The sequence below is a fragment of the Streptomyces rapamycinicus NRRL 5491 genome, from assembly GCF_024298965.1.
Lineage (GTDB): Bacteria > Actinomycetota > Actinomycetes > Streptomycetales > Streptomycetaceae > Streptomyces > Streptomyces rapamycinicus.
This window is the reverse complement of record NZ_CP085193.1, coordinates 7,195,675-7,217,463: the sequence shown is the minus strand read 5'-3', so window position 1 is coordinate 7,217,463 and position 21,789 is coordinate 7,195,675. Positions and strand designations below refer to the sequence as shown.

Below are 21,789 nucleotides of genomic sequence, written 5' to 3'. Positions count from 1 at the left end.
CGCTTTCCGGTGCTGGCCGCGCTGACCGTGGCCGCCGCGCTCATGGTGCTGCCGTTCCTCGTGGTGGCCCTCAACGCCGTGAAATCGCCCGCCGACTACTCCGCGAACGGCCCGCTGAGCCTGCCCGAGGGGATCCACCTCGACGGCCTGAGGGACTTCTGGCAGCGGGTCGACTTCGGCCGGAAGCTGTTCAACTCCGCGCTGATCTCCGGCTCGGTGGCGGTGCTCGCCGCGCTGCTTTCGGTGCTCAACGCGTATGCGATCGGCATCGGGCGGGTCAGGGGCCGCCCCTGGGTGCTGGCCTTCTTCGTGCTGGCCAACATGTTGCCGCAGGAGGCCCTGGTCTACCCCGTCTACTACCTGTCCAAGCAGGTGGGCCTGTACGACACCCGGCTGAGCGTGATCATCGTCTTCACCGTGATCCAGTCGGCCTTCGGCACCTATCTGCTCTCCTCCGTGCTCGGCGCCTTCCCCAAGGAGGTCATCGAGGCGGCCCGGATCGACGGCGCCACCAAATGGCAGGTGCTGTGGCGGGTCGTGGTGCCGGTCAGCCGCCCCACCATCGGAGTCCTGCTGGTCTTCTTCTTCATCTGGACCTGGAACGAGTTCCTGCTGCCCCTGGTGATGCTGATCTCCAACGACAACCAGACGGTCTCGGTTGCGCTCGGCGTCCTCCAGGGCCAGCGGCTGATGGACGCCACCATGACCAACGCGGCCGCCCTGCTGGGGGTGCTCCCCGCGTTCTGCTTCTTCCTGATCTTCCAGCGGACCCTGACCCGTGGCATCGCCATGGGCGCGGTCAAATGACGAGGAGGGCCGCATGAAGTTCAGCGACGGCTACTGGAGACTGCGCGAGGGCGTCCACGCCGCGTACCCCCAGGGGGTGCTCGACGTGGAGACCGCCCCCGGCACCCTCACCGTCCACGCCCCCACCCATCCCGTAGGCCACCGAGGCGATCTGCTCAAGGGCCCCGCCCTCACCCTGACCTGCACCGCCCCCATGCCCGATGTGATCGCCGTCCGGATCACCCACTTCGCGGGCGGGGTGGCGCGCGGCCCGTCGTTCGACATCGCCCGCGAGACGCACGACGCCGAGGTGAGCCGCGACGACGGGGAGGCCCGGCTCACCTCGGGCGCGCTCTCGGTGCGCTTCGCCCGCACCGGGTCCTGGCGGATGGACTTCGAGGCCGCCGGGCACACGCTCACCAGCAGCGGCGTCAAGGACATGGGCATCATGGAGACCGCCGACGGCCACCACCACCTGCGCGAACGGCTCGCGCTGCGGGTCGGCACCGCCGTCTACGGCCTCGGCGAGCGCTTCGGCCCGCTGGTGAGGAACGGCCAGGCCGTGGACGTCTGGAACGCCGACGGCGGCACCGCCACCGAGCAGGCGTACAAGAACGTCCCGTTCCTCCTCACCGACGCGGGCTACGGCGTCTTCGTGGACCACCCGGGCCGGGTCTCCTTCGAGGTCGGCTCGGAGGCGGTGTCCCGGATCCAGTTCAGCGCCGAGGACCAGGAGCTCACGTACTACGTCATCCACGGGCCCACCCCGAAGGAGATCCTGCGCCGCTACACCGCGCTCACCGGCCGCCCCGCGCTGCCGCCCGCGTGGTCCTTCGGGCTGTGGCTGTCCACCTCCTTCACCACCTCCTACGACGAGGAGACGGTCAGCGGCTTCGTCGACGGCATGGCGGAGCGAGCGCTGCCGCTGTCCGTCTTCCACTTCGACTGCTTCTGGATGCGCGAGTACCAGTGGTGCGACTTCACCTGGGACCCGCGGGTCTTCCCCGATCCGGAGGGCATGCTGCGGCGGCTGCGCGAACGGGGGCTGAAGATCTCCGTCTGGATCAATCCGTACATCGGCCAGCGCTCCCCGCTGTTCGCCGAGGGCAAGGCGGCCGGGCATCTGCTGAAGCGGCCGGACGGCTCGGTGTGGCAGTGGGACCTGTGGCAGCCGGGCATGGCGCTGGTGGACTTCACCAGCCCCGACGCCCGCGCCTGGTACGCGGCCAAGCTGACCGCGCTGCTGGACATGGGCGTGGACTGCTTCAAGACCGACTTCGGCGAGCGGGTGCCGCTGGACGTGGTCTACGCGGACGGCTCCGACCCCGAGCGGATGCACAACTACTACACCCACCTCTACAACCGCACCGTCCACGAGGCGCTGAGCGAGCGGCGCGGCGAGGGCGAGGCGGTGGTCTTCGCGCGCTCGGCCACGGCCGGTGGCCAGCGGTTCCCGGTGCACTGGGGCGGCGACTGCGAGTCCACCTACGAGGCGATGGCCGAATCGCTGCGCGGCGGGCTCTCGCTGGGTCTCTCCGGCTTCGGCTTCTGGAGCCATGACATCGGCGGCTTCGAGGGCACCCCGGACCCGGCCCTGTTCAAGCGGTGGATCGCCTTCGGGCTGCTGTCCTCGCACAGCAGGCTGCACGGCTCGTCCTCCTACCGGGTGCCGTGGCTCTTCGACGAGGAGTCGGTCGAGGTGCTGCGCCACTTCACCCGGCTGAAGCTGCGGCTGATGCCGTATCTGTACGAGGCGGCGCGGCAGGCGCACACCGAGGGCGTCCCGGTGATGCGGGCCATGGTCCTGGAGTTCCCGGACGACCCCGGGTGCGCGGGTCTCGAGCGGCAGTACATGCTCGGCGGGGATCTGCTGGTCGCCCCGGTCTTCGACGACGAGGGCGAGGTGACGTACTACGTACCGGAGGGCGTCTGGACGCATGTGCCCAGCGGGCGGACGGTGCGCGGCCCGCGCTGGGTGCGCGAGACCCACGGCTTCCGCAGCGTCCCGCTGCTGGCCCGCCCCGGCGCGGTGATCCCGTTCGGGGCGGCCGACGACCGCCCCGACGCCGACTGGGCGGACGGGATCACGCTGCGGGTGTACGAACCGGCGGCGGACCCGGTCACGGTGCGGGTGCCGCGCCCGGACGGCACGACGGCCGCCACCTTCACCGTCGTCCGGGACGGGGCGGTACTGCGCGCGGAGGCCACCGGCACCCCGGCGCCATGGCGGCTTGAGGTGGCCGGCGGCCCGTCCGCGGAGGCGGCGGCGGGGACGGCGGTGCTGACGGTGCCGCTCTGACTCTGCCGATCAGCAGCGCCGGGGCTTGGCCCAGGAGCACTCGCGTCCGGCGTCGGCCGAGGCGTCCGTGGCACCCCGTACGGCACGGGGCCGCACCGCCTCCGCATGGCCCTCGCCGGACTTCGCGAGCGTCACCACGATCGCGTCCTCCAGGTTCTTCACGGACGCGGCGAGGTAGTTGTTGAGGACGACGCTGTAGACCAGCTCCCTGCCGTCCGCGTCGGTGACATAGCCGGAGAGCGCCGATGCGCCGGTCAGGGAGCCGGTCTTGCCGCGCGCGTTCCCGGCCGCCGGGGTGGAGCACATCCGCGTACGCAGGGTGCCGCCCACGAACCGGTCCGGGGCGCAGGCCACCGGCAGCGAGGCGTACCAGTCGGCGTACCAGGGCTCGTCGCGCACCGACAGCAGCAGTTCGGTGAGGCGCCCGGCCGCGATGTTGTCCATCCGGGACAGCCCCGAGCCGTCCACCTGGCGCACCGTGCCGCTGTCCACGCCCCGCTTCTTCAGCCAGTCGGCGATGGCGGCGAGCCCCGCGTCCCAGGTGCCGCGCCCGGCCGTCTCGTAGCCGATGGCCTTGGTGAGCGCCTCGGCGTGGATGTTGTTGGACAGCTTCATGAAGGGGATGAGCAGATCCTTCAGCGGCATGGAGCGGTGCGCGGCGAGGGTGCGGGCGCCCGCCGGGGCGGCCCTGCCCAGCCGGGTGGGCCCGGCGACGCGGACGCCGTGCCGTTCGAGGGCGTCGGCGAAGACCGAGGTGGCGTAGCCGGTGGGCTCCCACACGCTGACCCACTCCTTGGCGGTCGCCGCCCCGGCCGGAAGGGCCCCGTTGACGGTGATGGTGTTGGAGCCGTGCTGCCGCTCGATGGTGAGGCTGCCGCTTCCGGTGGTCGCGCGGTTGTCGATCCGTACGTACGCGTTCGGCGGCGTGACGGTGACCTTCGGCCGGTCGCCGGTCGCCGCGCCCGGGGTCACCTCCACGATGACGCTGCCCGCGTCGTAGTCGGTGTCGGGGGCGAGGGTCAGCGCGGAGATCTGCGCCGCGTAGTACGAGGACTCGTCGTCGGCGGCCCAGGAGCGGCCCGCCCGCTGGGCGTCGAACCGGGTGTCATCGGCGATCAGCCGCCCGCTGACCTTGGTGATCCCCGCGTCGGCGACGCCCTTCGCCAGGCGGTCGTAGTCCCCGGCGAGCATCGTGGGGTCGCCGGTGCCGCGGAGGTAGAGATCGCCCCGGAGGGTGTGCCCGCGGCGGGCGCCGTCGGTCAGCACATCGGTGCGGAAGCGGTGGCCGGGGCCGAGCACCCCCATGGCGGCGGCCGAGGTGAACAGCTTGGTGTTGGAGGCGGGCATCAGCCGGTCGTCGGGCCGGTGCCGGTAGAGCATGGCACCGGAGTCGGCGTCGGCGACCACGACCCCGGCCGCGCCGCCCTTCAGCAGGGGGTCGGCGAGGATGGTGTCGATGGCGTCGCCGATCCCGGCGCGGGAGGCGTCCGCACCTGCCGGTGAGCTCCAGGTAAGGGTGAAGGCGAGTCCGATGACGAGAGGGATGACGAGGGGCCAGATCCAGCCGCTCACACGACGGTTCAGGGGTCTGCTCATGTCACGGGAGGATCCCGCACGCCACCATTTCGCGACAGAGCGCGCGGGCGGCAACCGAAGCTCCGGATCATCGCGTCTCCTATGGCGGACAGAGATTCGGACACTCGGACACGACGAGAGGCGGCCCACCGATGGCCATGCCCGGAGCCGATCTGCTGTGCGTCGCGGTCGGCCTGTTGCTCTACGTCTTCGCCTGGCGCGACACCCAGCTGGTGCGACGGCTGCGCCGCGACGGGGTCCGTACGGAGGGGGTGGTGGTCGCCAACATCGTGAACCGCCGGGACCGAGGCACGACCCAGACCCCGGTCATCCGGTTCCACGACCACCAGGGCTACATGGTGGAGTTCACGACCGCGGTCCAGGGCGTCGGCTTGGGGCTGGCGACCGGCCGGAGGGTGGACGTGTTGTACCTCCCGGGCGAGTCGCAGAAGGCCCGGGTATGGATGCGACGCCACATACTCGGCCCGGCGGTGGTCCTGACCCTGATCGGCACGATCTTCCTCGGCTTCGGCCTGGTGATCGCCTTCAGCTGACCATCGCTCTCGGCCCAGAGCCCGGACGTCAACCGCCGTCCCCGCCGTCCCCACCGGACGCTGCCGTCAGGGCGAGGCTCGCGGGAAGGGCGGCGACGGCCTCGCGAAGGCGGTCGGCCAGTTCCCCGGCGGCGGGCGGTTCGGCCCGGCCCGCCCCGTGGGCCTCTTCGGCCTGTGCCACCCAGCTCGCCAGCGCCCCGTGGAACGCGGCGACCAGCATGTCCACCGCCAGCCGCGGCCGGAGGTCGCCCGGCGCGCCGAGGCCGAACCGGCGGTGCAGGATCCCCAGCGCCTCCTGCGTGGTGGCCTCGCAGAACTGCAAACCGTGCGCGCCCATCGAAGGCGTCCGCTCGGCCAGCCGCCGGCTGAGCAGCATCCGGCGGGCCCAGCCCTCGTCGTCCATCCGCGCCAGCGCGGCCAGCAGCGCGTCCCGCCCCAGCTCCACCACCGGCAGCCCGGCGGCCGGGTCCGCGGTCTCCAGCTCCTCCAGGAAGGCCCGCCACAGGTCCTGGTCGGGGGCCATCGCGACGTCTTCCTTGCTGGTGAACGTGCGGAAGAAGGTGCGCTTGGAGACCTCCACCTCCTCGCACAGCTCGTCCAGCGTCACCCCGCCGAAGCCGCGCCGGGTGAACAGCTCCAGAGCGGTGTCTATCAGCGTCTGACGGGTGCGCCGCTTCTTGCGTTCGCGCAGTGAGGAGTTGGGAGCGGCAGTCACGGCGAAAAGTGTAGCCGTCATCGATGACGCCACTTGCACGCGTTTGCCACTCAGTGGCATAAATGATGTCGCCATCATTCACCGGAAAGGCGAACCGCCATGCGCGCGCTGCTCGTTGACCACTCCTCCCCCTCCGGCCTCCGCCTCGGCACGGCCGCCGACCCCGAACCCGCCCCCCACCAGGCGCTGGTCCGGGTGACCGCCACCTCCCTCAACTACGGCGAGGTCGCCCACCGGACCGAGGCCCCCGACGGCACCGTGCTGGGCTGGGACGCCGCCGGAGTGGTCGAGCGCGCCGCCGCCGACGGCTCCGGACCGGCCGCCGGAACCCCAGTCGTCACCCTGGGCACGGACGGCGGCTGGGCCGAGCTGCGCGCGGTGGACACCGGAATGCTCGGCGTCCCGCCCGCCGGTGCCGACCCCGGCGCCATCAGCACCATCCCGGTCGCGGGCGGCAGCGCCCTGCGCGCCCTGCGCCGGATCGGCGACACCCTCGGCCGGCGCATCCTGGTCACGGGCGCCACCGGCGGGGTCGGCCGCTACGCCGTCCAGCTCGCCCGGCTCGGCGGCGCCCACGTCATCGCCACCACCGGCGACCCCACCGCCCACGGCGACGACCTACGGGCGCTGGGCGCGCATGAGGTGATCGCGGGGCCGGAGGAGGTCGGCGAGCCGGTGCACGGAGTGGTGGACATGGTCGGCGGACCGCAGCTGGTGACCGCGTACGACAAGCTCGCCGCGCACGGCACCCTGGTATCCGTCGGCCATGTGACGGGCCAGCCCGAGACCTTCCCGTTCGGCGCCCTCTACGGAAACGACGGCCGCCACAACCGTTCCATCGTCACCTTCTACCTCCTCGACCGCCCCGACATCGGCACGGACCTCGGCTGGCTCGCGGAGCGCGTCGCGACGGGCGACCTCGACCCCCAGATCACCTGGCGCGGCAGCTGGGACCAAGCCGAGCAGGCCGTCACCGCCCTCCTGGACCGCCGCCTCCACGGCAAGGCGGTCCTGGACATCGGCTGAGGTCGTCCCCGCCCCCGGGCCGCGCCTACGCGGCGGATGGCGCGGTGCACCAGCGGGGTCCGCGAAACCTGGCCGACGAGACGGCCGACGCACCTCGCCCGACCGGCCGCCTCGGCCGGGGGTGCCGCATCGGTCGGGTGCGGCGCGTTGGCCGGGTGCGGCGCCGTCTCGCGCGCTTCGCGCGATTGAGCAGCGGGACAGGGGGCGGGGGCGTGGGGGCGACCGCCGACCGCCGGGCCGGTGGGAGCGACCGCCGGCGGCGGCATCCGTGTGCGGGGGGGGCGAGGCCCGTCGCCGGACCGCCGGACTCCGCATCCACCGCCATGCCTGGACGGTCCACCGTCGCGCTCGACGCCGCAGGGGGTACCTTTCTCGAAAACCCTTGACAAGGTAGTTGCTCCAGATCAAGCGTTTTCGGAGGGGCCGCCCCACCGGACCGCGCTCCGGACGATGCCGTATTGGCGCAATCAGGGCTCTCCCTCCCGACACGGTCGCCACTACCATCCCGGGGACAAGCTACGCGAAACAGGCCACATCTGCGCCGCTGGCTGGCCAGGCAGCCCGCGCTGCGGGGCAGAGTGCGCAGAGCCACCGGCGACGCCCCGCCGCCGGGCGCCATGGGCACCGGGACGGACGTGGTCCTCGCCCTGCTGGAACCCGGCGGTGTCGCCACCGTGCTGGCCGGGGCGGTGGTGACCTGGTTGCAGACCCGCCGCGGGAGCCGGACCGTCATGCGGCAGGCAGATCCGCTGGAGGGAATGGTGCTACCCGGCGGCCACCTCGGGCCGCACCGGGCGCACCATGACCGTCAGGACCGGCGCCTCCGGCGAGGACTGGGCGGTGCCCACCACCGCGTACCCCCACGAGGCGTACAGGGCCTGCACCCTCCCGTCCTGGTTCAAAGGGTTCACCATCAATGAGACCTGCGTCTCGGGCCGCCCGGCCAGGAGCACGTCATGCAATTGGCAGGCGGTCCCCTGCCTGCGCCACTGCTGGCGGACCATCATCTCTTTCACCGCGACGGTCGAAGCGCTCGCGATGCCCGGCTCAGGCTCCGGGCGCGTACGGCCCCACCAGCGGTCGTCCGCTCCGGTGAGCCGGTTAGCGTAGAGGTAGCCGAACGGCTCACCTGAGTCATACGCCACCACGGCCTCCCACCCCGGTTCACCGGCATGCCGCCGCAGCCGCTCCCCGAACGCCTCCGGGGCATAGTGCGGCAGATGAAGCTTGTGCGCCCAGCACTCCTTGTAGATCCCGACGAGGTCATCCCACACGGACTCCACGTCCCCGATCCGGACGAGACTCACGCCGTCTTCCACTGCTGCTCCCACAAGTCGTAGACAGGTCCGGGCGAGATCCGGCGAAGGTCACGGGTGAACGAGTCGAGCATGGACCGTACCCGGGGGTGCTCCACGTCAATGGAGGCAGCGGTGGCCACGGCCCGCTCCGCCTCGCCCTGCCCGAGCTGGGCGCGGGCCAGGCGGGCGGTCGTGATGGCCCGGGAGCGGACGAGATGGGGGCGGAACAGGGTGAGGGAGACATGGGCGTGCGCCTCCGCCTCGGCCCCTCGCCCGGCGGCCAGGTACGCGGTGGTGGCAAGGCTGTGCACTTCGGCTTCGTCGTAGAACGCGGTCAGCCACAGCGGCCGTCGCTCGCCCGGATCGGCTCGGACCATCGCTTCCCGGGCACAGCCCAGGGCGCGATCCACACCGGCCTTGTCCCGCGTCAGGCCGAGGATCGCGGCGTGCCGGGCGTGGCCGAGGGAGGCGAAGAGCGAGTCACGGCGGGTGATGGACAGGCGCCGGGCGACATCGTTGGCGTCGAGGGCATCGGCCGGTCGGCCCAGGTGGCGGTAGAGACTGCCCTTGTGGGACCAGACGCGGAACAGGATGGCCTGATCGCCGGACTCCTGGGCAAGGCTGGCCGCCCGCTCATGATGCCGTAGGGCCGCGTCGAAACGACGCCCGTCGGTGGCGGCCCACACGGCGCTGGACACGCAGGCGGCGGCCGTGGCGTACAGGGCGTGCCTGACGCGCTGGGAACACGAACCACGCTGGCGCAGGGCAACGGCTTCATCCGCCAGGGCCAGGGCAGCGGCCTCGGTCTGCTCGTCCCCGCCCTTCTTGTGGTCGGCGGCGATGAGTTTGGCGAAGCGGCCTTGCAGGGCCCGTACGTCGCCCATGCCGACGTGGTAAGGCGTGGCGGGAGCCGGTGCGGTCACGGCCGCTCCCAGCGCGGCTCCCGTGGCGAGGGCCTGGCGGCGGTTCACGTTGTCCTCCGGAGGGGCGGCGGGGAGAGGGCCCGACGGGGGAACGAATCCCAGCTCGACCGGTGCCCGGCCCAGTGTCATCGTGAGGGCGCGGCGCTGGAGTTCGTGGGGCCAGCGGGTCTGTCCGCTCAGCCACCGCCGCACCACCCGGTCACCGATCCGGCCGGGTCTTCCGGTCACCCGCTCGATGGCCTTGTTCACCGCCTCAGCCAACTTCTCCTGCGTTAATCCAGCATCGTCCAGGGCCATTTGGAGGGCTTGGTTCCCCATGCTTCCACGGTAGACACGCACGCACAGCCCACCAAGGAACTTGGTCAAGGGCAGGCAAAAAGGTCCGGGTGCATGCGGGCAGGGCGGCTTGCACATGCCCTAAACACGGAGCGCTCCCGAGCGTTGACTGGGTGTCATGCAGCGCCAGGCCGTCCACACGAGCAGCCCGTTCCCCGGGGTCACCACGCCGCCTGGCCCACTCACCAGAATGCCGACGAGATGACCACGATGATGACCAGCAAGCCCTCACCGCTCACACCCACTGGCACAGGCCATCCGACCTACACCCAGTCGCTCCCGTGCGCCGAGGAGTCCGTAGGCATCGCGCGCCTATCGGTCGCCGCGACCCTGCGGGCCTGGGGGCTGGAGGACCTGGTGGACGACGCCCGCTTGATCGCCTCAGAGCTGGCCACCAACGCGATCCGGCACGCCACCCGCCATATCCCCGACCCCGAGCAGCGCGGCTGCTTCCGCCTCAAGGTCGAACGCCCCAGCGATCACCTGGTACGAATCTCGACGTTCGACCGGTCCCGCTCCGTCCCCCGCGTCGTCCAGTCGACGGAAACGGCCGAGTCCGGACGCGGCATGGCCGTGGTGGAGGCCATCTCCTCCCGGTGGGGCATCGATCCCAAGCCGTGGGGCAAGGGCGTATGGGCCGAGTGCGCCACCCCGGGTCACCTGGCGTGACGGGCGACCGGTGCGACACCGGAAGCCCCGTCCGCCTTAGCGACGGCACACGCCACCGCCATGACCTCGCCACCCCACACATAGGCCCCGCACGCCTGCCGGTGCGGCCCTCGCACCACCCCACAGGCCCCTGCCTCAACAACGGCAACGCCGTCAACTTTCTGCACGGCGCCAGCGTCGGCCCGTTCATCTTCCTCGTACAGGCCGAGATACTGGCCGCCCTCCGCATGCTGGCGCGGGGAGACCTCGCCCCGGGCATGCACGAGGTGCCGTCCGAGGACCGTGCGACCATCGCCGCGACCTGGCTCAACTACTACAACCGCTAAGGGAGACCCGTGACCATCACGGCCGACCAGATCCGCGCCGTCATCGGCGACTACATCAGCGCCCACCCCGAGGAGAAGACGACCCTCGCACCCGTTCTCGATCTGCTGGACAGCGGCGCCGACCTCACCAGCCGGAAGGAATTCCGGGGCCACGCCACTGCCGGGGCCGTCCTGATCGACGACGACGGGCAGGCCCTGTTCATCGAGCATCTGGCGCTCGGCAAGTGGCTACTGCCCGGCGGCCACCTGGAGGCCGACGACGCCGACCTCATGGGGGCCGCCCTACGGGAACTGGCGAGGAGACCGGCATCAGTACTGGTATCGCCCCGCTCTCCCCCGTCCCGGTGCACGTCGACGTACACCCCATCCCGGCCAACGACGCCAAGGGCGAGCCCGACCACCAGCACTTCGACTTCCGCTACCTGTTCCGCACCACTACTGGCAGCGACGTGACCTTGCAGGCCGAGGAGGTCAGCGGCTTCGCATGGCGGAGCCTGGACACCATCAGCGACGAGCGGCTGAGGAACCACGTCCGCGCCGCCTTGCGCTGACCGGGACCTTGGCCCTGACAGCCCTCCGCCCCTCCGGCCTCCGCCTCAGCGAGGCCGCCGACCCCGAACCCGCCCCCCCAAGTCGCTGGTTCGGGTGATCGCCACCTGTGCGGTACACCGCGTCCCCCATACCTGGGTACGCCAGACCGGCGAAGGTGGCGCCGACGCTGCTGGAGGAGTGGATGCCCGCCTTCCTCGCCCAGCTCGCCGCGCCCCGCGCCCAGCTCGTACGTGCCACGGGGAGCGATGGCCACCGGCAGCTCTACGTCATCGACGCCGACCGCGAGTCCTTCGCCGCGTTCGCCGAGATCGGCTCCGGCTGGACCGTCCGGCAAGGCGGTCCGGTGGCGCTGTGGGACGACATCGAGCGGACGCTCACCGCCTGGCAGGACGCCGAACGTCCCGGCATCGGCACCGTACGGCTCCGTGTCACCCCCCCCGCTCGCACACGTACTGGATCGGCGACCGGCCCGCACTGCGTTGGGAACACCGGCTCGGCTGATCACGGGCCGCAGACGCGACGAAGGGCCCCGCCGTGGTGGCGGGGCCCTTCGTCGTACATGGGATGAGTGGAGATGGCGGGAATCGAACCCGCGTCCAACGGTGCGGAATCAGGGCTTCTCCGAGCGCAGTCCGCTGTGATTTTCTCGGCCCCGGAGATCACGCGGACAAGTCTCCGACGGGCTCAGTCACTGTTTGATTTCCCACTACACCCCGTGACCGGGTCTAGTGGTTTAGTTCCCTAGTCGATGCCAGGATCCGGGTCGGGAACAGCCCCGGGCTGACACTTCGCAAAGTCGCTACTTAGGCAGCGAGGGCGAAGGAATCGCGCTTGGTGTTGGCGATTATTGGTTGCGACATATGGTTAACGAGATCATTGCCGCTTCCTCGGCTCGCTTCCCCTGCTTCGACAGCCGCTGTCGAAACCGATCATCCCCATGTGGATTTTTCAAAGGTGGTGCCACGCCCTCGGTGGGGCGCAGAGCCATCATAGGTGAACAACGCGCGACAAGGCCACATCATTCCCGCCGCCCGGAGCGCCGCCCGGGGCACGCCTTCCGGCTGGTCAGGCGCGCTCGCGGCGGCGGGCCGCCGAGATCGCCCGATCGGTCTCGCGGCGGTCCTGCTTCTCGCGGAGGGTCTGGCGCTTGTCGTACTCCTTCTTGCCCTTGGCCAGCGCGACCTCGACCTTGGCCCGGCCGTCCTTGAAGTACAGGGCCAGCGGCACCAGGGTGTGGCCGGTCTCCTGGGTCTTGCCGGTCAGCTTGTCGATCTCCGCCCGGTGCAGCAGCAGCTTGCGCCGGCGGCGCGCCGAGTGGTTGGTCCAGGTGCCCTGGCTGTACTCGGGGATGTGCACGTTGTGCAGCCATGCCTCGCCGCCGTCGAGCTGGGCGAAGCCGTCCGCGAGCGAGGCGCGCCCCTGGCGAAGCGACTTCACCTCGGTCCCGGTCAGCACCAGACCGCACTCGTAGGTGTCCAGGATGTGATAGTCGTGCCGCGCCTTCTTGTTCTGCGCGATCAGCTTGCGACCCGTCTCTTTAGCCATGGTCAGGCCATTCTCGCACTAGGACCCGCCCCCGAGGCCACTCAATACCGTGCGCGCCCGGGCTTCCGCGGAGGGGCCGTCGTCGCCCTTGACGGTCAGGTCCGGGGCGATGCCCTCGCCGTCGACCTTACGCCCGGCGGGGGTCCGGTAGTGGCCGACGGTGAGCTCGGCGACCGAGCCGTCGGGGAGTTCGCTCGGCATCTGGACCGAGCCCTTGCCGAAGGTCCGGGAGCCCACGACGACGGCGCGGCCGCGGTCCTGGAGGGCGCCGGTGAGGAGTTCGGCGGCGCTCATGGTGCCGCCGTCGACCAGCACCACCAGCGGGCTGTCGGTGTCGCCACCCGGCCGCGCGTCGAGAACTCGCTGTTCACCGCGGACGTCATAGGTGGCGACCAGGCCACCGTCGAGGAAGGAGGAGGCGGCGGTGACGGCCTCGGAGACCAGCCCGCCGGAGTTGCCCCGCAGGTCGAGCAGGACGCCGTCGCCCCGGGGGATGGAGCGCACCGCGCGCCGGATCCGGTCCCCGGTGCCCTTGGTGAACGAGTCGACCTTGATCCGGACGGCGCCGGGTCTGTGGTCGTCGTAGCCGCTGAGCCGGTCGACGGTCACCGGGTCCGTGGTCAGCCGGGCCCGGCGGAGCTCTTGCGTCCATTCGTGGCCGTCGCGCCGCAGCCCGAGCTCCACCCGGGTGCCCGGGGAGCCGTCGGCGGGGCCGCGCAGCAGGGCGACGACCTCGGTGACGGGCCGCCCGGTCACGGCTCTGTGATTGACCGTGCGCAGCCGGTCACCGGCCCGGACCCCGGCCTTCTGGGCGGGGCTGCCGGGCTCGACGCGCTCGACCGCGATCCGCCCCTGGGCGTCCCGGCGGGCGGAGATCCCGACGCCGACGTAGGCGCCGTCGAGGGTCTGGCGGTAGCCCTCGTACTCACGGGCGCTGTAGACCGCGCCCCACCGGTCTCCGCTGCGGCTCACCACCTCGCGGGCGGCCTTGGAACCGGACTTCCCGTCCTCCTGGGCCTGGGCCGCGGCGGCCTTGACCTGGTCGCTCTCGACCGCGCCGACGTACGCGCGGGCCGGTATCCGGGCGGCTTGGGGGTCCCGGCGCGATCCGGGCTCGGCGCCCCAGGAACCGACGGCCGCCCCGGTGGCGAGCACGCCGGCGAAGACCAATGTCAGGGCGGCCCCGCGGCGAATGCGGCGGGGATGGACGAACAAACACGGGCCCGACATGCCGGTGAGTGTAGGGCACCAACAGGCGCCATACCGGGGGTTATCCGGTACGGCGCCCTAGGCGAATGTCACACCTTGAGGTACTTGCGGAGCGCGAAGAACGCCGCGAGAGCGGGCATGAGCAGGCCAATCGCGAGCACCAGTGGCAGCTTCGCCAGCACCGCGTCCCAGCCGATGAAGTTGATCACATCGATCTTGTCCACCAGCCAGTTGTTGACCAGGAAGTACTGCCCGCTCACCAGCAGTACACAGGCGAAGCCCGCGCCCAGCAGCCCCGCGATGGCGGCCTCCATGATGAACGGCATCTGGATATAGAAGCTGGACGCGCCGACCAGCCGCATGATCCCGGTCTCCCGGCGGCGGCTGAAGGCCGACACCCGCACCGTGTTGACGATCAGCATCAGTGCGACGATCAGCATCAGCGTCATCACGCCGAGCGCCGCGAAGTTCATGCCGTTGAGCAGATTGAACAAGTCGTCGACCAGGGCCTTTTGGTCCTGGACCTCCTGCACTCCGGGCCGCGCGGCGAAGGCCGTGGAGATGACGTCATAGCGCTCGGGGTCCTTCAGCTTGATGCGGAAGGACTCCTGCATCTGGTCCGGGGTCAGGGAGTCGGCCAGCGGGGAGTCGCCGAACTGCTCCTTGTAGTGCTTGTACGCCTCCTCACTGGTCTCGAAGTGCACCGACTCGACGATGTTCATCTGCTTGAGCTCGGACTCGATCTCCTGCTTCTGCGCCTCGGTGACCGCACCCTTGGCGCAGTTGGCCGAGGTCTCCTTGTCGTTCTTGTTGCAGAGGAAGATCGAGACGTTGACCTTGTCGTACCAGTAGCCCTTCATCGTGCTCACCTGCTCGCGCATGAGCAGGGACCCGCCGAACAGGGCGAGCGAGAGGGCCACGGAGACGATGACCGCGAAGGTCATCGTGAGATTGCGGCGGAGACCGACGCCGATCTCCGACAGGACGAACTGGGCGCGCATGGCGTCCTTTCAGTGCTGGTAGCCGTAGACGCCGCGGGACTGGTCGCGGACGAGGCGGCCCTTCTCAAGTTCGATCACGCGCTTGCGCATCTGGTCCACGATCTGCTGGTCGTGCGTGGCCATGACGACCGTGGTGCCGGTCCGGTTGATCCGGTCCAGCAGCTTCATGATGCCGACGGAGGTCTGGGGGTCCAGGTTTCCCGTCGGCTCGTCGGCGATCAGCAGCATCGGACGGTTGACGAACGCGCGGGCGATGGCCACCCGCTGCTGTTCACCACCGGAGAGCTCGCCGGGCATACGGTCGTCTTTACCGCCAAGACCCACGAGATCGAGCACCTCGGGAACGGTTTTCCGAATGGCGCCGCGCGGCTTGCCGATCACCTCGAGCGCGAAGGCGACATTCTCCCCGACCGTCTTGTTGGGGAGCAGCCGGAAATCCTGGAAGACGGTCCCCAACTGGCGGCGCATCTGCGGCACCTTCCAGTTGGACAGCCGCGCGAGATCCTTGCCGAGCACATGGACCGCGCCATGGCTGGCGCGCTCCTCGCGGAGCAGCAAGCGGAGGAATGTGGACTTTCCCGACCCCGAGGAGCCCACCAGGAAGACGAACTCGCCCTTCTCGATCTCGAGCGAGACATCCCGAAGTGCGGGACGGTTCTGCTTGGGGTAGGTCTTGGATACGTTGTCGAATCGGATCACTGGAGCACCACGGTGACCTGGGTAGCGGTACGGGTCGCAGCCGAAGCGGCTCCCGTCGGTGAGCGTGACCATACGCGAAGCGCGCATGGGCGCGCAGTCCGCCGTCCGGCGTGGGTGGGTTTCTTCACTGCACTATTGGGGTCAAACGGTTGACAAGCCACCTGTCGCGGGGCGGCCGAAACGGCCACGAAACCGGTACGGATGCGGCACGGAATCGTGCGGGGCGCGCCGAACCGGACGGAAGCTGGCACAGTGGAAGGGGAACCAACCCATTTCCCTGAGCGTTGGCCCCGTGTCTACTGCGGCACCGCCGCGCGGGAGGAGAAAGCGCATGACGTACGACAGGCTCGTCTGCGCCAACTGCGCGAGCCCCGTCAGCGAGGGCCGCTGCCCGGTCTGCCGGGCCAGCAGGGAGCGCCTCCAGCAGGAGGGCATGTTCGGCGGGCTGACCCCGGCCGCACTGATAGCGCTGCTGGTGGCGCTCATCGCGGTGGCCGTGCTCGCGCATGAGATGGCGACGGCGTAACGGAGCGTTACGAGGCGATACGCCGGATATGGCGCCCCTGAACGCACCGGGGGCCCGATAAACGCACAAGGGGCCCGGAGCGCTGCAGCGCTCCGGGCCCCTCACCGTGCGTAGAGCGCGCGATCAGGCCACGTTGTTGCGGTTCACCAGACGCGGCACAAAGCGGAAGCCGATACCGCCGGCGATCATCGTCGCGGCGCCGACCAGCAGGAACGTGGTCTCGGAGGCACCGGTCTCGGCCAGCTGCTCCTTGGCCTTGCCCTGCTCCACCGGCTTGGAGCCGACATTGTCGGTTCCGGTGTTGTCGTCGCAGTTGGTGCTGTCGAGGTCCACCGTGCAGGTGCTGTCGTCGCCACCGCCGCCGCCACCCTGGCCGGGCGTGCTCGGCTGGGCGGTCGGGCCGTCGGTGGGCTCGTCGGTCGGCTCGCCGGTCGGCGGCTGAGTGGGCTCATCCGTCGGCGGCTGGGTCGGCTCGTCCGTGGGCGGCTGAGTGGGCTCGTCCGTCGGCGGCTGAGTCGGGTCCTCGGTCGGCGGCTGAGTCGGCTCAGTCGGGATCGAGGTCGGGTCGTCGGGCGGCGTCGGCTCGTCGGTCGGGTCGTCCTTGCCGTTGCCGATGCCGACGCCGACGTCCAGACCCTTCTCGTCCGCGTTCGCGGAGACGTTCACGCCACCGATACCGACATCAACACCAACGGCCGATGCGGCGCCGGCGGCGGTGAGCGACGCGCCGGCGGCGATCACCGCGCCGGCCGCTATTCGCGCCACGCGCAGCCGCGTCTTCTTCGTCATCTGCCTGCTACCCCCAGTAGCTGTACTCGTCAATGGAGCAGCTATGCACGGGGCAACGGCTCGGGGTTCTCAGTGTCCGCGGGCCGCTATCCCTCTGAGGCGGTCCGCCGGCCCCCGTGCAACACGCGCCCCAGTCATACGCATGCCGCGCGTCAGCCTTCCCAGTTTTCAAACCACCGTCAAGGCCATTGCACGCGAGATGTCCGCTATGGAAGTGCTTGCCGGATGCATGGGTACAGGACTGTGACCAAAAACGCGGCACATACGGCCGGTTGGGACGACGAGCGGGAAGGTTACTTCCCCTGCTCCTGCTGCTTGCGCCAGCGGATCCCCGCTTCGAGGAAGCCGTCCAGCTCACCGTCGAGCACGGCCTGCGGATTGCCGACCTCGAATTCGGTGCGCAGGTCCTTGACCATCTGGTACGGGTGCAGGACGTACGAACGCATCTGGTTGCCCCAGGAATTGCCGCCGTCGCCCTTGAGCGCGTCCATCTTGGCCTGCTCCTCCTGGCGGCGCCGCTCGAGCAGCTTGGCCTGGAGGACGTTCATCGCGGTGGCCTTGTTCTGGATCTGCGAGCGCTCGTTCTGACACGAGACGACGATGCCGGTGGGGATGTGGGTCAACCGCACCGCGGAGTCGGTGGTGTTGACGCCCTGGCCGCCGGGGCCGGAGGAACGGTAGACATCCACGCGCAGCTCGGACTCGTCGATCTCGATGTGGTCGGTCTGCTCGACGACCGGCAGCACCTCGACGCCCGCGAAGGAGGTCTGGCGGCGGCCCTGGTTGTCGAACGGCGAGATCCGCACCAGGCGGTGGGTGCCCTGCTCGACCGAGAGCGTCCCGTAGGCGTACGGGATCTGCACGGCGAAGGTGGTCGACTTGATGCCCGCCTCCTCCGCGTACGACGTCTCATAGATCTCGGTCTTGTAGCCGTGGCGCTCGGCCCAGCGCAGATACATCCGCTGGAGCTGCTCGGCGAAGTCGGCGGCGTCCACCCCGCCCGCCTCGGCGCGGATGTTCACGACCGCCTCACGGGAGTCGTACTCGCCGGACAGGAGGGTGCGCACCTCCATCTCGTCGACCGCCTTGCGGACGGCCTCCAGCTCGGCCTCGGCCTCGACGCGGGCATCCTCGTCGCCCTCGTCGGCGGCCAGCTCGAACAGCACTTCGAGGTCGTCGATCCGGCCGCGCAGCTCCTCGGCCCGGCGCAGGTGCCCCTGGAGATAGGAGAGCTTGCTGGTGACCTTCTGCGCGTTCTCCGGGTCGTCCCACAGGGACGGGGCCGCCGCCTGCTCCTCGAGCACGGCGATGTCGGCCCTCATCTTGTCGAGGTCCAGGACGGCCTCGATCGACCCCATGGTCGAGGAGAGGGACTTCAGCTCTTCGGATACATCGACGACTGCCACGGGACCAGCGTAACCGCTACGGAAGACTGGCCGTCCCCGGTCATGGCGTACCGGGGTCCTGGGAGGACGAGTGCTCGCCGCCCTTGGGCGGATCGCCGCCGTCGTCGCCGCCCGCCGCCAGCCATCCGCCGAGCGCCACCGCGACCAGCGCGGCCAGGGTGACCGCGGCCACCTTCAGCCGGCGGCGGCGCAGCGCGCCCGCGACCGCGGGGTTGCGGGCCGAGCCCGCACGGCGCTGGCCGTGCACCCGGGGGGCGCGCGCGGTGCCGTGGGCGCCGCCCGCGAGTTCGTCCGCGCTGGGCACCCGCATGCTGGTGTGGGTCTCCCGGCTGGAGTCCGGCACCGCGCCCGGGACCAGCGGCACCGCGCCCCGCCGCCGCGGGGGCGTATGCGGCGCGGGCCCGGCGGCGGGGACGGAGACGCCGCGGTGCGGAGTCTCGGCCTCCGCGCCCTCCCGCTCGCCGCCCTCCTGCTGCTCATCGGGCTCGTCGATGTCCAGCGGCGGATATCCGGCCAGACCGGGCAGCAGCTCGCGCAGCCGGGCGGCCAGCTCGGAGGCGCGCAGCCGGGAGGCGGGCGCCTTGGCCAGGCACTGGAGGAGCAGCTGCCACAACTCGTCGGGGATCCCGGGCAGCGGCGCCACGGTCTCGGTCACATGGCGGCGCAGGATCGCGCCCGGATGACCGCCGCCGAAGGGCGTGAAGCCCGCCAGCATCTCGTACAGGACCGTCGCCAGGGCGTAGACGTCCACGCTGGCCCGGGGCGGCAGCCCCTCGACGATCTCGGGGGCGAGATAGTCCGGGGTGCCGATCACGCTGCGCGGGTTCGGCGAGCGGCCCTGGGAGGAGGCCCGGTCGCGGGCGGGCTGGGCGCGGATCGGGGTCGGCTCGTCGACCAGCCGGGCGATGCCGAAGTCGGTGAGCAGGGCGGGGTGCGCACCGCCGGGGCCGAGCGGGCCCCGCATGTCCAGCAGCACGTTCTCCGGCTTGACGTCGCGGTGGACGACCCCAGCGGCGTGCGCGGCGGCCAGCGCGTCGGCGACGTCGGCCGCGATCGCGACGGCGGCCTCGGGAGCGAGCCGGCGCTCGCGGTCGAGGCGGGTGCGCAGATCCGTACCGCGGATCAGGTCCATGACCAGCGCGAGGTCATTGCCGTCGACCACCAGGTCGCGCACCCCGACCACCCGGGGGTGGTCGAGGCCGAGCAGTGCGGTGCGCTCCTGGACGAAGCGCTCCACGAGCTCCTGGTCGGAGGAGAGGTCCTCACGCAGGAGCTTGATGGCGACGGGTCCCTCGGGCCCGTCGCCCAGCCACACCGCGCCGGCGCTGCCGCGCCCCAGGAGCTGATGCGCGGTGTACCGACTGCCGATCTTCCGTGACAAGACTGCTCCGAATCCTCCGACAAGGGGGGCACGTTGGCGACAAAGCTACGCGGCTACTGGCGCGTTGGGTGCACCAGACAACGCCAACTGTCACTTCTGCGGCGGAAAACACCCTTCGGATGTCGACAAATCACCGGAGTGGGAGGTACGGAGGCGGAAATATGAGGCTGGATCAGCTACTGGGCCCCGAGGGCGGATCAGCTGCCGGGGCCGCTGGGGCCGCCGAGATCCTCGATCCAATTGCCGATGTCCTTGGCCCAGCCCGAGACCGCGTCCCAGTAGCCCTTGCCGTCGGCGATCCAGTCCTTGAGCGGGCTCAGTTCCCAGACCAGCCAGGAGCCAATGATCAGGACCACGATCACGAACAGACAGCCCTTGAGGCACCCCAGGCCCGGGATCTTCATCCGGTTGGGGTTGGAGCTCCGCTGCCGGGGCTCGCGGCGCGGCTCCGGCTGCTGCGGCGGCGGGGCGTAGCGCTGCGGCTGGGGCTGCTGGGGGTGGTGCGGCGCCGGGGCGTACTGCTGCGGCTGCTGGGCGTACGGCGGCGGCTGCTGGCGGCCCCGCCGGCGTTGGGGCGGCTGCTGCGGCTGCTGGTACTGCTGCGGCTGCTGGTATTGCTGCTGCTGGTACTGCTGCTGCGGCGGCGCGGGGCGATGGGGGCGGCGGCGCAGCGGGTCCTCGTTCGGGTCGAGGTACTGGACCTGGGTCTGCTCATTGCGGTCGCGGGCCGCGCGCAATTGGTTCTGCCAGGGGTGCGGATCGTCCTGGCCGGGCCCACCTGGCGGTACGGGCGGCATGGCGCGCGTCGGATCGGCGCCCCCGGCCGGTCCGGAGCCGCTCGGCAGCACCTGGGTGGGGTCGGCGTTGGCCCCGGCGTTCGCCCCTGTGGTGGGCATCACATTGGTGGGCGCGGCGGGGTCGTACGAGGGGGTGCCGCCCGGGGCGTTCGTGGGGAGCGCCTGGGTCGGGTCGGCCGAGCCCGCGGGCGCGGTGTCCGGGACCGGGGCGGGCGCCGGGTCCGGGGCGAGCAGCGCGGCCACGCCGAGCGCCGCCTCGGCCTGCGCGGCCGAGGCGTGCACGCCGACACCGGCGGCGACCACGCGCAGCGCCCGGCCCAGGCTCTCGGCGCTCGGGCGCTCCTCGGGCCGCTTGCGCAGACAGCGCTCTATGACGGTCCACAGCGGCTCGGGCACGGTCGAGGGGCGGCGCGGCTCCTCGCTGAGGTGGCGGTGGAGCACCTCGAGGGCGGTGTTGCCGGCGAACGGCGGACGGCCGGTGACCAGCTCGTAGAGCATGATGCCCGCGCCGTAGATGTCCACCGCGGAGGTCTGCGGACGTCCCTCGGCGGACTCCGGCGCCACATAGGCGGGGGTGCCGACGAACTCCTGGGTGCGGGTGAGGCCGGGCGAGTCGGCGAGGCGCGCGATGCCGAAGTCGGTCAGCATCGGGTGCATCTCCTGGCCCTCGCCGGTGCCCGCGAGCAGCACGTTGGCGGGCTTCAGGTCCCGGTGCACCACGCCGTCGGCGTGGCTGGCGGCGAGCGCGTCGGCGATCTGGGCGGTGAGGAGGGAGGCGGCCACGGGGGTGAACGGGCCGTTGCTGCGCAGGTAGTTGTGCAGGTCCGGGCCGTCGATCAGATCCATGACCAGGGCCAGCAGATCACCCTCGACCACCAGGTCGCGGGTGCGGACGATATTGGGGTGGGTGAGCCTGAGCAGCACCGAGCGCTCGCGGAGAAAGCGCATGACGATATCCGCGTCGTTCGCGAGCTCCTCCTTGAGGACCTTGATCGCGACGGTCTCGCCGGGCTGCCCGGCAACGGCCGCCTCGGCCCCCGCCGTCTCCCGCTGGCTGGCTCGCCAGACGGTGCCCGTGGCTCCGCGCCCGAGCGGCTCCTCGAGCAGGTATTTGCTGCCTACCGGCCGCACGTCATGCGCTCCCTGATCGTGGTCTTACATCGGTGGACTGCGATGGTCTGCTGGGTGATCTGCTGGGTGGGTCTGCTCTGGTGCTCGTCTTGTCGTGCTCGTCCGCCCCACTGTAATGGCGACGCACGGTGCGCCCTATCCGATCACCACACCAGGGTCAGGCACGGGGTCCGGCACGGGCTCCGGAACGGGGCCCGCAACGGGCTCCGGAACGGGTCCGGCGCGGGGGAAGACGTGTGATCCGGA

20 protein-coding genes, 1 other RNA gene and 2 pseudogenes are annotated in these 21,789 nt (G+C 71.0%); 10 read left to right on the top strand and 13 right to left on the bottom strand.

What is annotated here, in order from left to right; all coding sequences use genetic code 11:
• The first annotated feature begins 42 nt into the window (after positions 1-42).
• Positions 43-807, top strand: coding sequence for a carbohydrate ABC transporter permease (locus LIV37_RS30315; protein WP_121825177.1), 765 nt, complete (start codon positions 43-45; stop codon positions 805-807).
• Between the two features lie 13 nt (positions 808-820).
• Positions 821-3,085, top strand: a complete 2,265-nt coding sequence (gene yicI, locus LIV37_RS30310; protein WP_020870897.1) for an alpha-xylosidase — start codon at positions 821-823, stop codon at positions 3,083-3,085.
• A gap of 9 nt (positions 3,086-3,094) precedes the next feature.
• Here the strand turns inward: yicI and dacB are convergent, their stop codons facing one another.
• Positions 3,095-4,681, bottom strand: a complete 1,587-nt coding sequence (dacB, locus tag LIV37_RS30305) for a D-alanyl-D-alanine carboxypeptidase/D-alanyl-D-alanine endopeptidase (RefSeq protein WP_121824330.1) — start codon at positions 4,679-4,681, stop codon at positions 3,095-3,097.
• A 131-nt stretch (positions 4,682-4,812) separates the two neighbouring features.
• Here dacB and LIV37_RS30300 point away from each other — a divergent pair, with 131 nt between their 5' ends.
• Positions 4,813-5,214 (top strand): DUF3592 domain-containing protein, encoded by a 402-nt coding sequence (locus LIV37_RS30300; RefSeq protein ID WP_020870895.1) that lies wholly within the window; start codon positions 4,813-4,815, stop codon positions 5,212-5,214.
• Between the two features lie 28 nt (positions 5,215-5,242).
• Here the strand turns inward: LIV37_RS30300 and LIV37_RS30295 are convergent, their stop codons facing one another.
• On the bottom strand, positions 5,243-5,929 hold the full coding sequence (locus LIV37_RS30295) for a TetR/AcrR family transcriptional regulator (RefSeq protein ID WP_020870894.1): 687 nt from the start codon (positions 5,927-5,929) through the stop codon (positions 5,243-5,245).
• Between the two features lie 99 nt (positions 5,930-6,028).
• Between LIV37_RS30295 and LIV37_RS30290 the strand changes: the two genes are divergently transcribed.
• Positions 6,029-6,955, top strand: a complete 927-nt coding sequence (locus LIV37_RS30290) for a zinc-binding dehydrogenase (protein WP_020870893.1) — start codon at positions 6,029-6,031, stop codon at positions 6,953-6,955.
• A 458-nt stretch (positions 6,956-7,413) separates the two neighbouring features.
• Positions 7,414-7,674, top strand: a pseudogene (locus tag LIV37_RS52670) (effector-associated constant component EACC1); the annotation flags it as partial.
• Positions 7,675-7,719: 45 nt separating this feature from the next.
• Here LIV37_RS52670 and LIV37_RS30285 read toward each other — a convergent pair.
• A complete protein-coding gene (locus LIV37_RS30285; RefSeq protein ID WP_020870892.1) occupies positions 7,720-8,262 on the bottom strand; it encodes a GNAT family N-acetyltransferase in 543 nt (180 codons plus the stop codon).
• The gene (locus LIV37_RS30280) at positions 8,259-9,494 is read right to left on the bottom strand and encodes an NsdA family TPR-like regulatory protein (protein WP_148717789.1); all 1,236 of its coding nucleotides are present in this window, start codon (positions 9,492-9,494) and stop codon (positions 8,259-8,261) included. The genes LIV37_RS30285 and LIV37_RS30280 overlap by 4 nt, the downstream gene beginning before the upstream one ends.
• Before the next feature lie 219 nt (positions 9,495-9,713).
• On the opposite strand from LIV37_RS30280, the gene LIV37_RS30275 reads away from it, so the two are divergent.
• The 4 genes and pseudogenes from LIV37_RS30275 to LIV37_RS30260 all read left to right on the top strand — a co-directional run bounded on the left by LIV37_RS30275 (position 9,714) and on the right by LIV37_RS30260 (position 11,627).
• A complete protein-coding gene (locus LIV37_RS30275; protein ID WP_020870890.1) occupies positions 9,714-10,181 on the top strand; it encodes an ATP-binding protein in 468 nt (155 codons plus the stop codon).
• Positions 10,182-10,315: 134 nt separating this feature from the next.
• A pseudogene (locus LIV37_RS30270) lies at positions 10,316-10,507 on the top strand (adenosylhomocysteinase); the annotation flags it as partial.
• A 9-nt stretch (positions 10,508-10,516) separates the two neighbouring features.
• Complete coding sequence (locus tag LIV37_RS30265) at positions 10,517-10,960, top strand: NUDIX domain-containing protein (protein ID WP_309471174.1); 444 nt, start codon at positions 10,517-10,519, stop codon at positions 10,958-10,960.
• A 253-nt stretch (positions 10,961-11,213) separates the two neighbouring features.
• On the top strand, positions 11,214-11,627 hold the full coding sequence (locus tag LIV37_RS30260) for a methyltransferase domain-containing protein (protein WP_309471173.1): 414 nt from the start codon (positions 11,214-11,216) through the stop codon (positions 11,625-11,627).
• Here LIV37_RS30260 and ssrA read toward each other — a convergent pair.
• From ssrA to ftsE, 5 genes are all read right to left on the bottom strand, one after another.
• Positions 11,626-11,996, bottom strand: a transfer-messenger RNA (tmRNA) gene (ssrA, locus tag LIV37_RS30255). The two genes, LIV37_RS30260 and ssrA, sit on opposite strands and share 2 nt — an antisense overlap.
• Before the next feature lie 128 nt (positions 11,997-12,124).
• Entirely contained in the window at positions 12,125-12,604 is a 480-nt protein-coding gene (smpB, locus tag LIV37_RS30250; RefSeq protein WP_020870887.1) for an SsrA-binding protein SmpB, read from the bottom strand.
• A gap of 18 nt (positions 12,605-12,622) precedes the next feature.
• Complete coding sequence (locus LIV37_RS30245; RefSeq protein ID WP_121824334.1) at positions 12,623-13,834, bottom strand: S41 family peptidase; 1,212 nt, start codon at positions 13,832-13,834, stop codon at positions 12,623-12,625.
• Positions 13,835-13,902: 68 nt separating this feature from the next.
• Positions 13,903-14,814 (bottom strand): permease-like cell division protein FtsX, encoded by a 912-nt coding sequence (ftsX, locus tag LIV37_RS30240; RefSeq protein ID WP_020870885.1) that lies wholly within the window; start codon positions 14,812-14,814, stop codon positions 13,903-13,905.
• A 9-nt stretch (positions 14,815-14,823) separates the two neighbouring features.
• Positions 14,824-15,513: a cell division ATP-binding protein FtsE gene (gene ftsE / locus LIV37_RS30235; RefSeq protein ID WP_069863504.1), complete on the bottom strand. Its 690-nt coding sequence runs from the start codon at positions 15,511-15,513 to the stop codon at positions 14,824-14,826.
• Between the two features lie 331 nt (positions 15,514-15,844).
• On the opposite strand from ftsE, the gene LIV37_RS30230 reads away from it, so the two are divergent.
• Positions 15,845-16,039, top strand: coding sequence for a hypothetical protein (locus LIV37_RS30230; protein WP_020870883.1), 195 nt, complete (start codon positions 15,845-15,847; stop codon positions 16,037-16,039).
• A gap of 123 nt (positions 16,040-16,162) precedes the next feature.
• On the opposite strand, the gene LIV37_RS30225 is transcribed toward LIV37_RS30230, so the two are convergent.
• From LIV37_RS30225 to LIV37_RS30210, 4 genes are all read right to left on the bottom strand, one after another.
• On the bottom strand, positions 16,163-16,828 hold the full coding sequence (locus tag LIV37_RS30225) for a PT domain-containing protein (protein ID WP_020870882.1): 666 nt from the start codon (positions 16,826-16,828) through the stop codon (positions 16,163-16,165).
• 293 nt (positions 16,829-17,121) lie between these two features.
• Positions 17,122-18,234, bottom strand: a complete 1,113-nt coding sequence (prfB, locus tag LIV37_RS30220) for a peptide chain release factor 2 (protein ID WP_020870881.1) — start codon at positions 18,232-18,234, stop codon at positions 17,122-17,124.
• A gap of 40 nt (positions 18,235-18,274) precedes the next feature.
• Positions 18,275-19,615, bottom strand: coding sequence for a serine/threonine-protein kinase (locus LIV37_RS30215; protein WP_020870880.1), 1,341 nt, complete (start codon positions 19,613-19,615; stop codon positions 18,275-18,277).
• Positions 19,616-19,812: 197 nt separating this feature from the next.
• Positions 19,813-21,543 (bottom strand): serine/threonine-protein kinase, encoded by a 1,731-nt coding sequence (locus LIV37_RS30210; protein WP_020870879.1) that lies wholly within the window; start codon positions 21,541-21,543, stop codon positions 19,813-19,815.
• Between the last annotated feature and the right edge of the window lie 246 nt (positions 21,544-21,789).

Coding starts and splice junctions, on each gene's coding strand:
- LIV37_RS30315 (WP_121825177.1), top strand. CDS start 43: ATGGTGCTGCCGTTCCTCGTGGTGGCCCTCAACGCCGTGAAATCGCCC.
- LIV37_RS30230 (WP_020870883.1), top strand. CDS start 15,845: ATGACGTACGACAGGCTCGTCTGCGCCAACTGCGCGAGCCCCGTCAGC.
- dacB (WP_121824330.1), bottom strand. CDS start 4,681: ATGAGCAGACCCCTGAACCGTCGTGTGAGCGGCTGGATCTGGCCCCTC.
- LIV37_RS30245 (WP_121824334.1), bottom strand. CDS start 13,834: ATGTCGGGCCCGTGTTTGTTCGTCCATCCCCGCCGCATTCGCCGCGGG.
- LIV37_RS30225 (WP_020870882.1), bottom strand. CDS start 16,828: ATGACGAAGAAGACGCGGCTGCGCGTGGCGCGAATAGCGGCCGGCGCG.
- yicI (WP_020870897.1), top strand. CDS start 821: ATGAAGTTCAGCGACGGCTACTGGAGACTGCGCGAGGGCGTCCACGCC.
- LIV37_RS30275 (WP_020870890.1), top strand. CDS start 9,714: ATGACCACGATGATGACCAGCAAGCCCTCACCGCTCACACCCACTGGC.
- LIV37_RS30280 (WP_148717789.1), bottom strand. CDS start 9,494: ATGGGGAACCAAGCCCTCCAAATGGCCCTGGACGATGCTGGATTAACG.
- LIV37_RS30290 (WP_020870893.1), top strand. CDS start 6,029: ATGCGCGCGCTGCTCGTTGACCACTCCTCCCCCTCCGGCCTCCGCCTC.
- LIV37_RS30300 (WP_020870895.1), top strand. CDS start 4,813: ATGGCCATGCCCGGAGCCGATCTGCTGTGCGTCGCGGTCGGCCTGTTG.
- smpB (WP_020870887.1), bottom strand. CDS start 12,604: ATGGCTAAAGAGACGGGTCGCAAGCTGATCGCGCAGAACAAGAAGGCG.
- ftsX (WP_020870885.1), bottom strand. CDS start 14,814: ATGCGCGCCCAGTTCGTCCTGTCGGAGATCGGCGTCGGTCTCCGCCGC.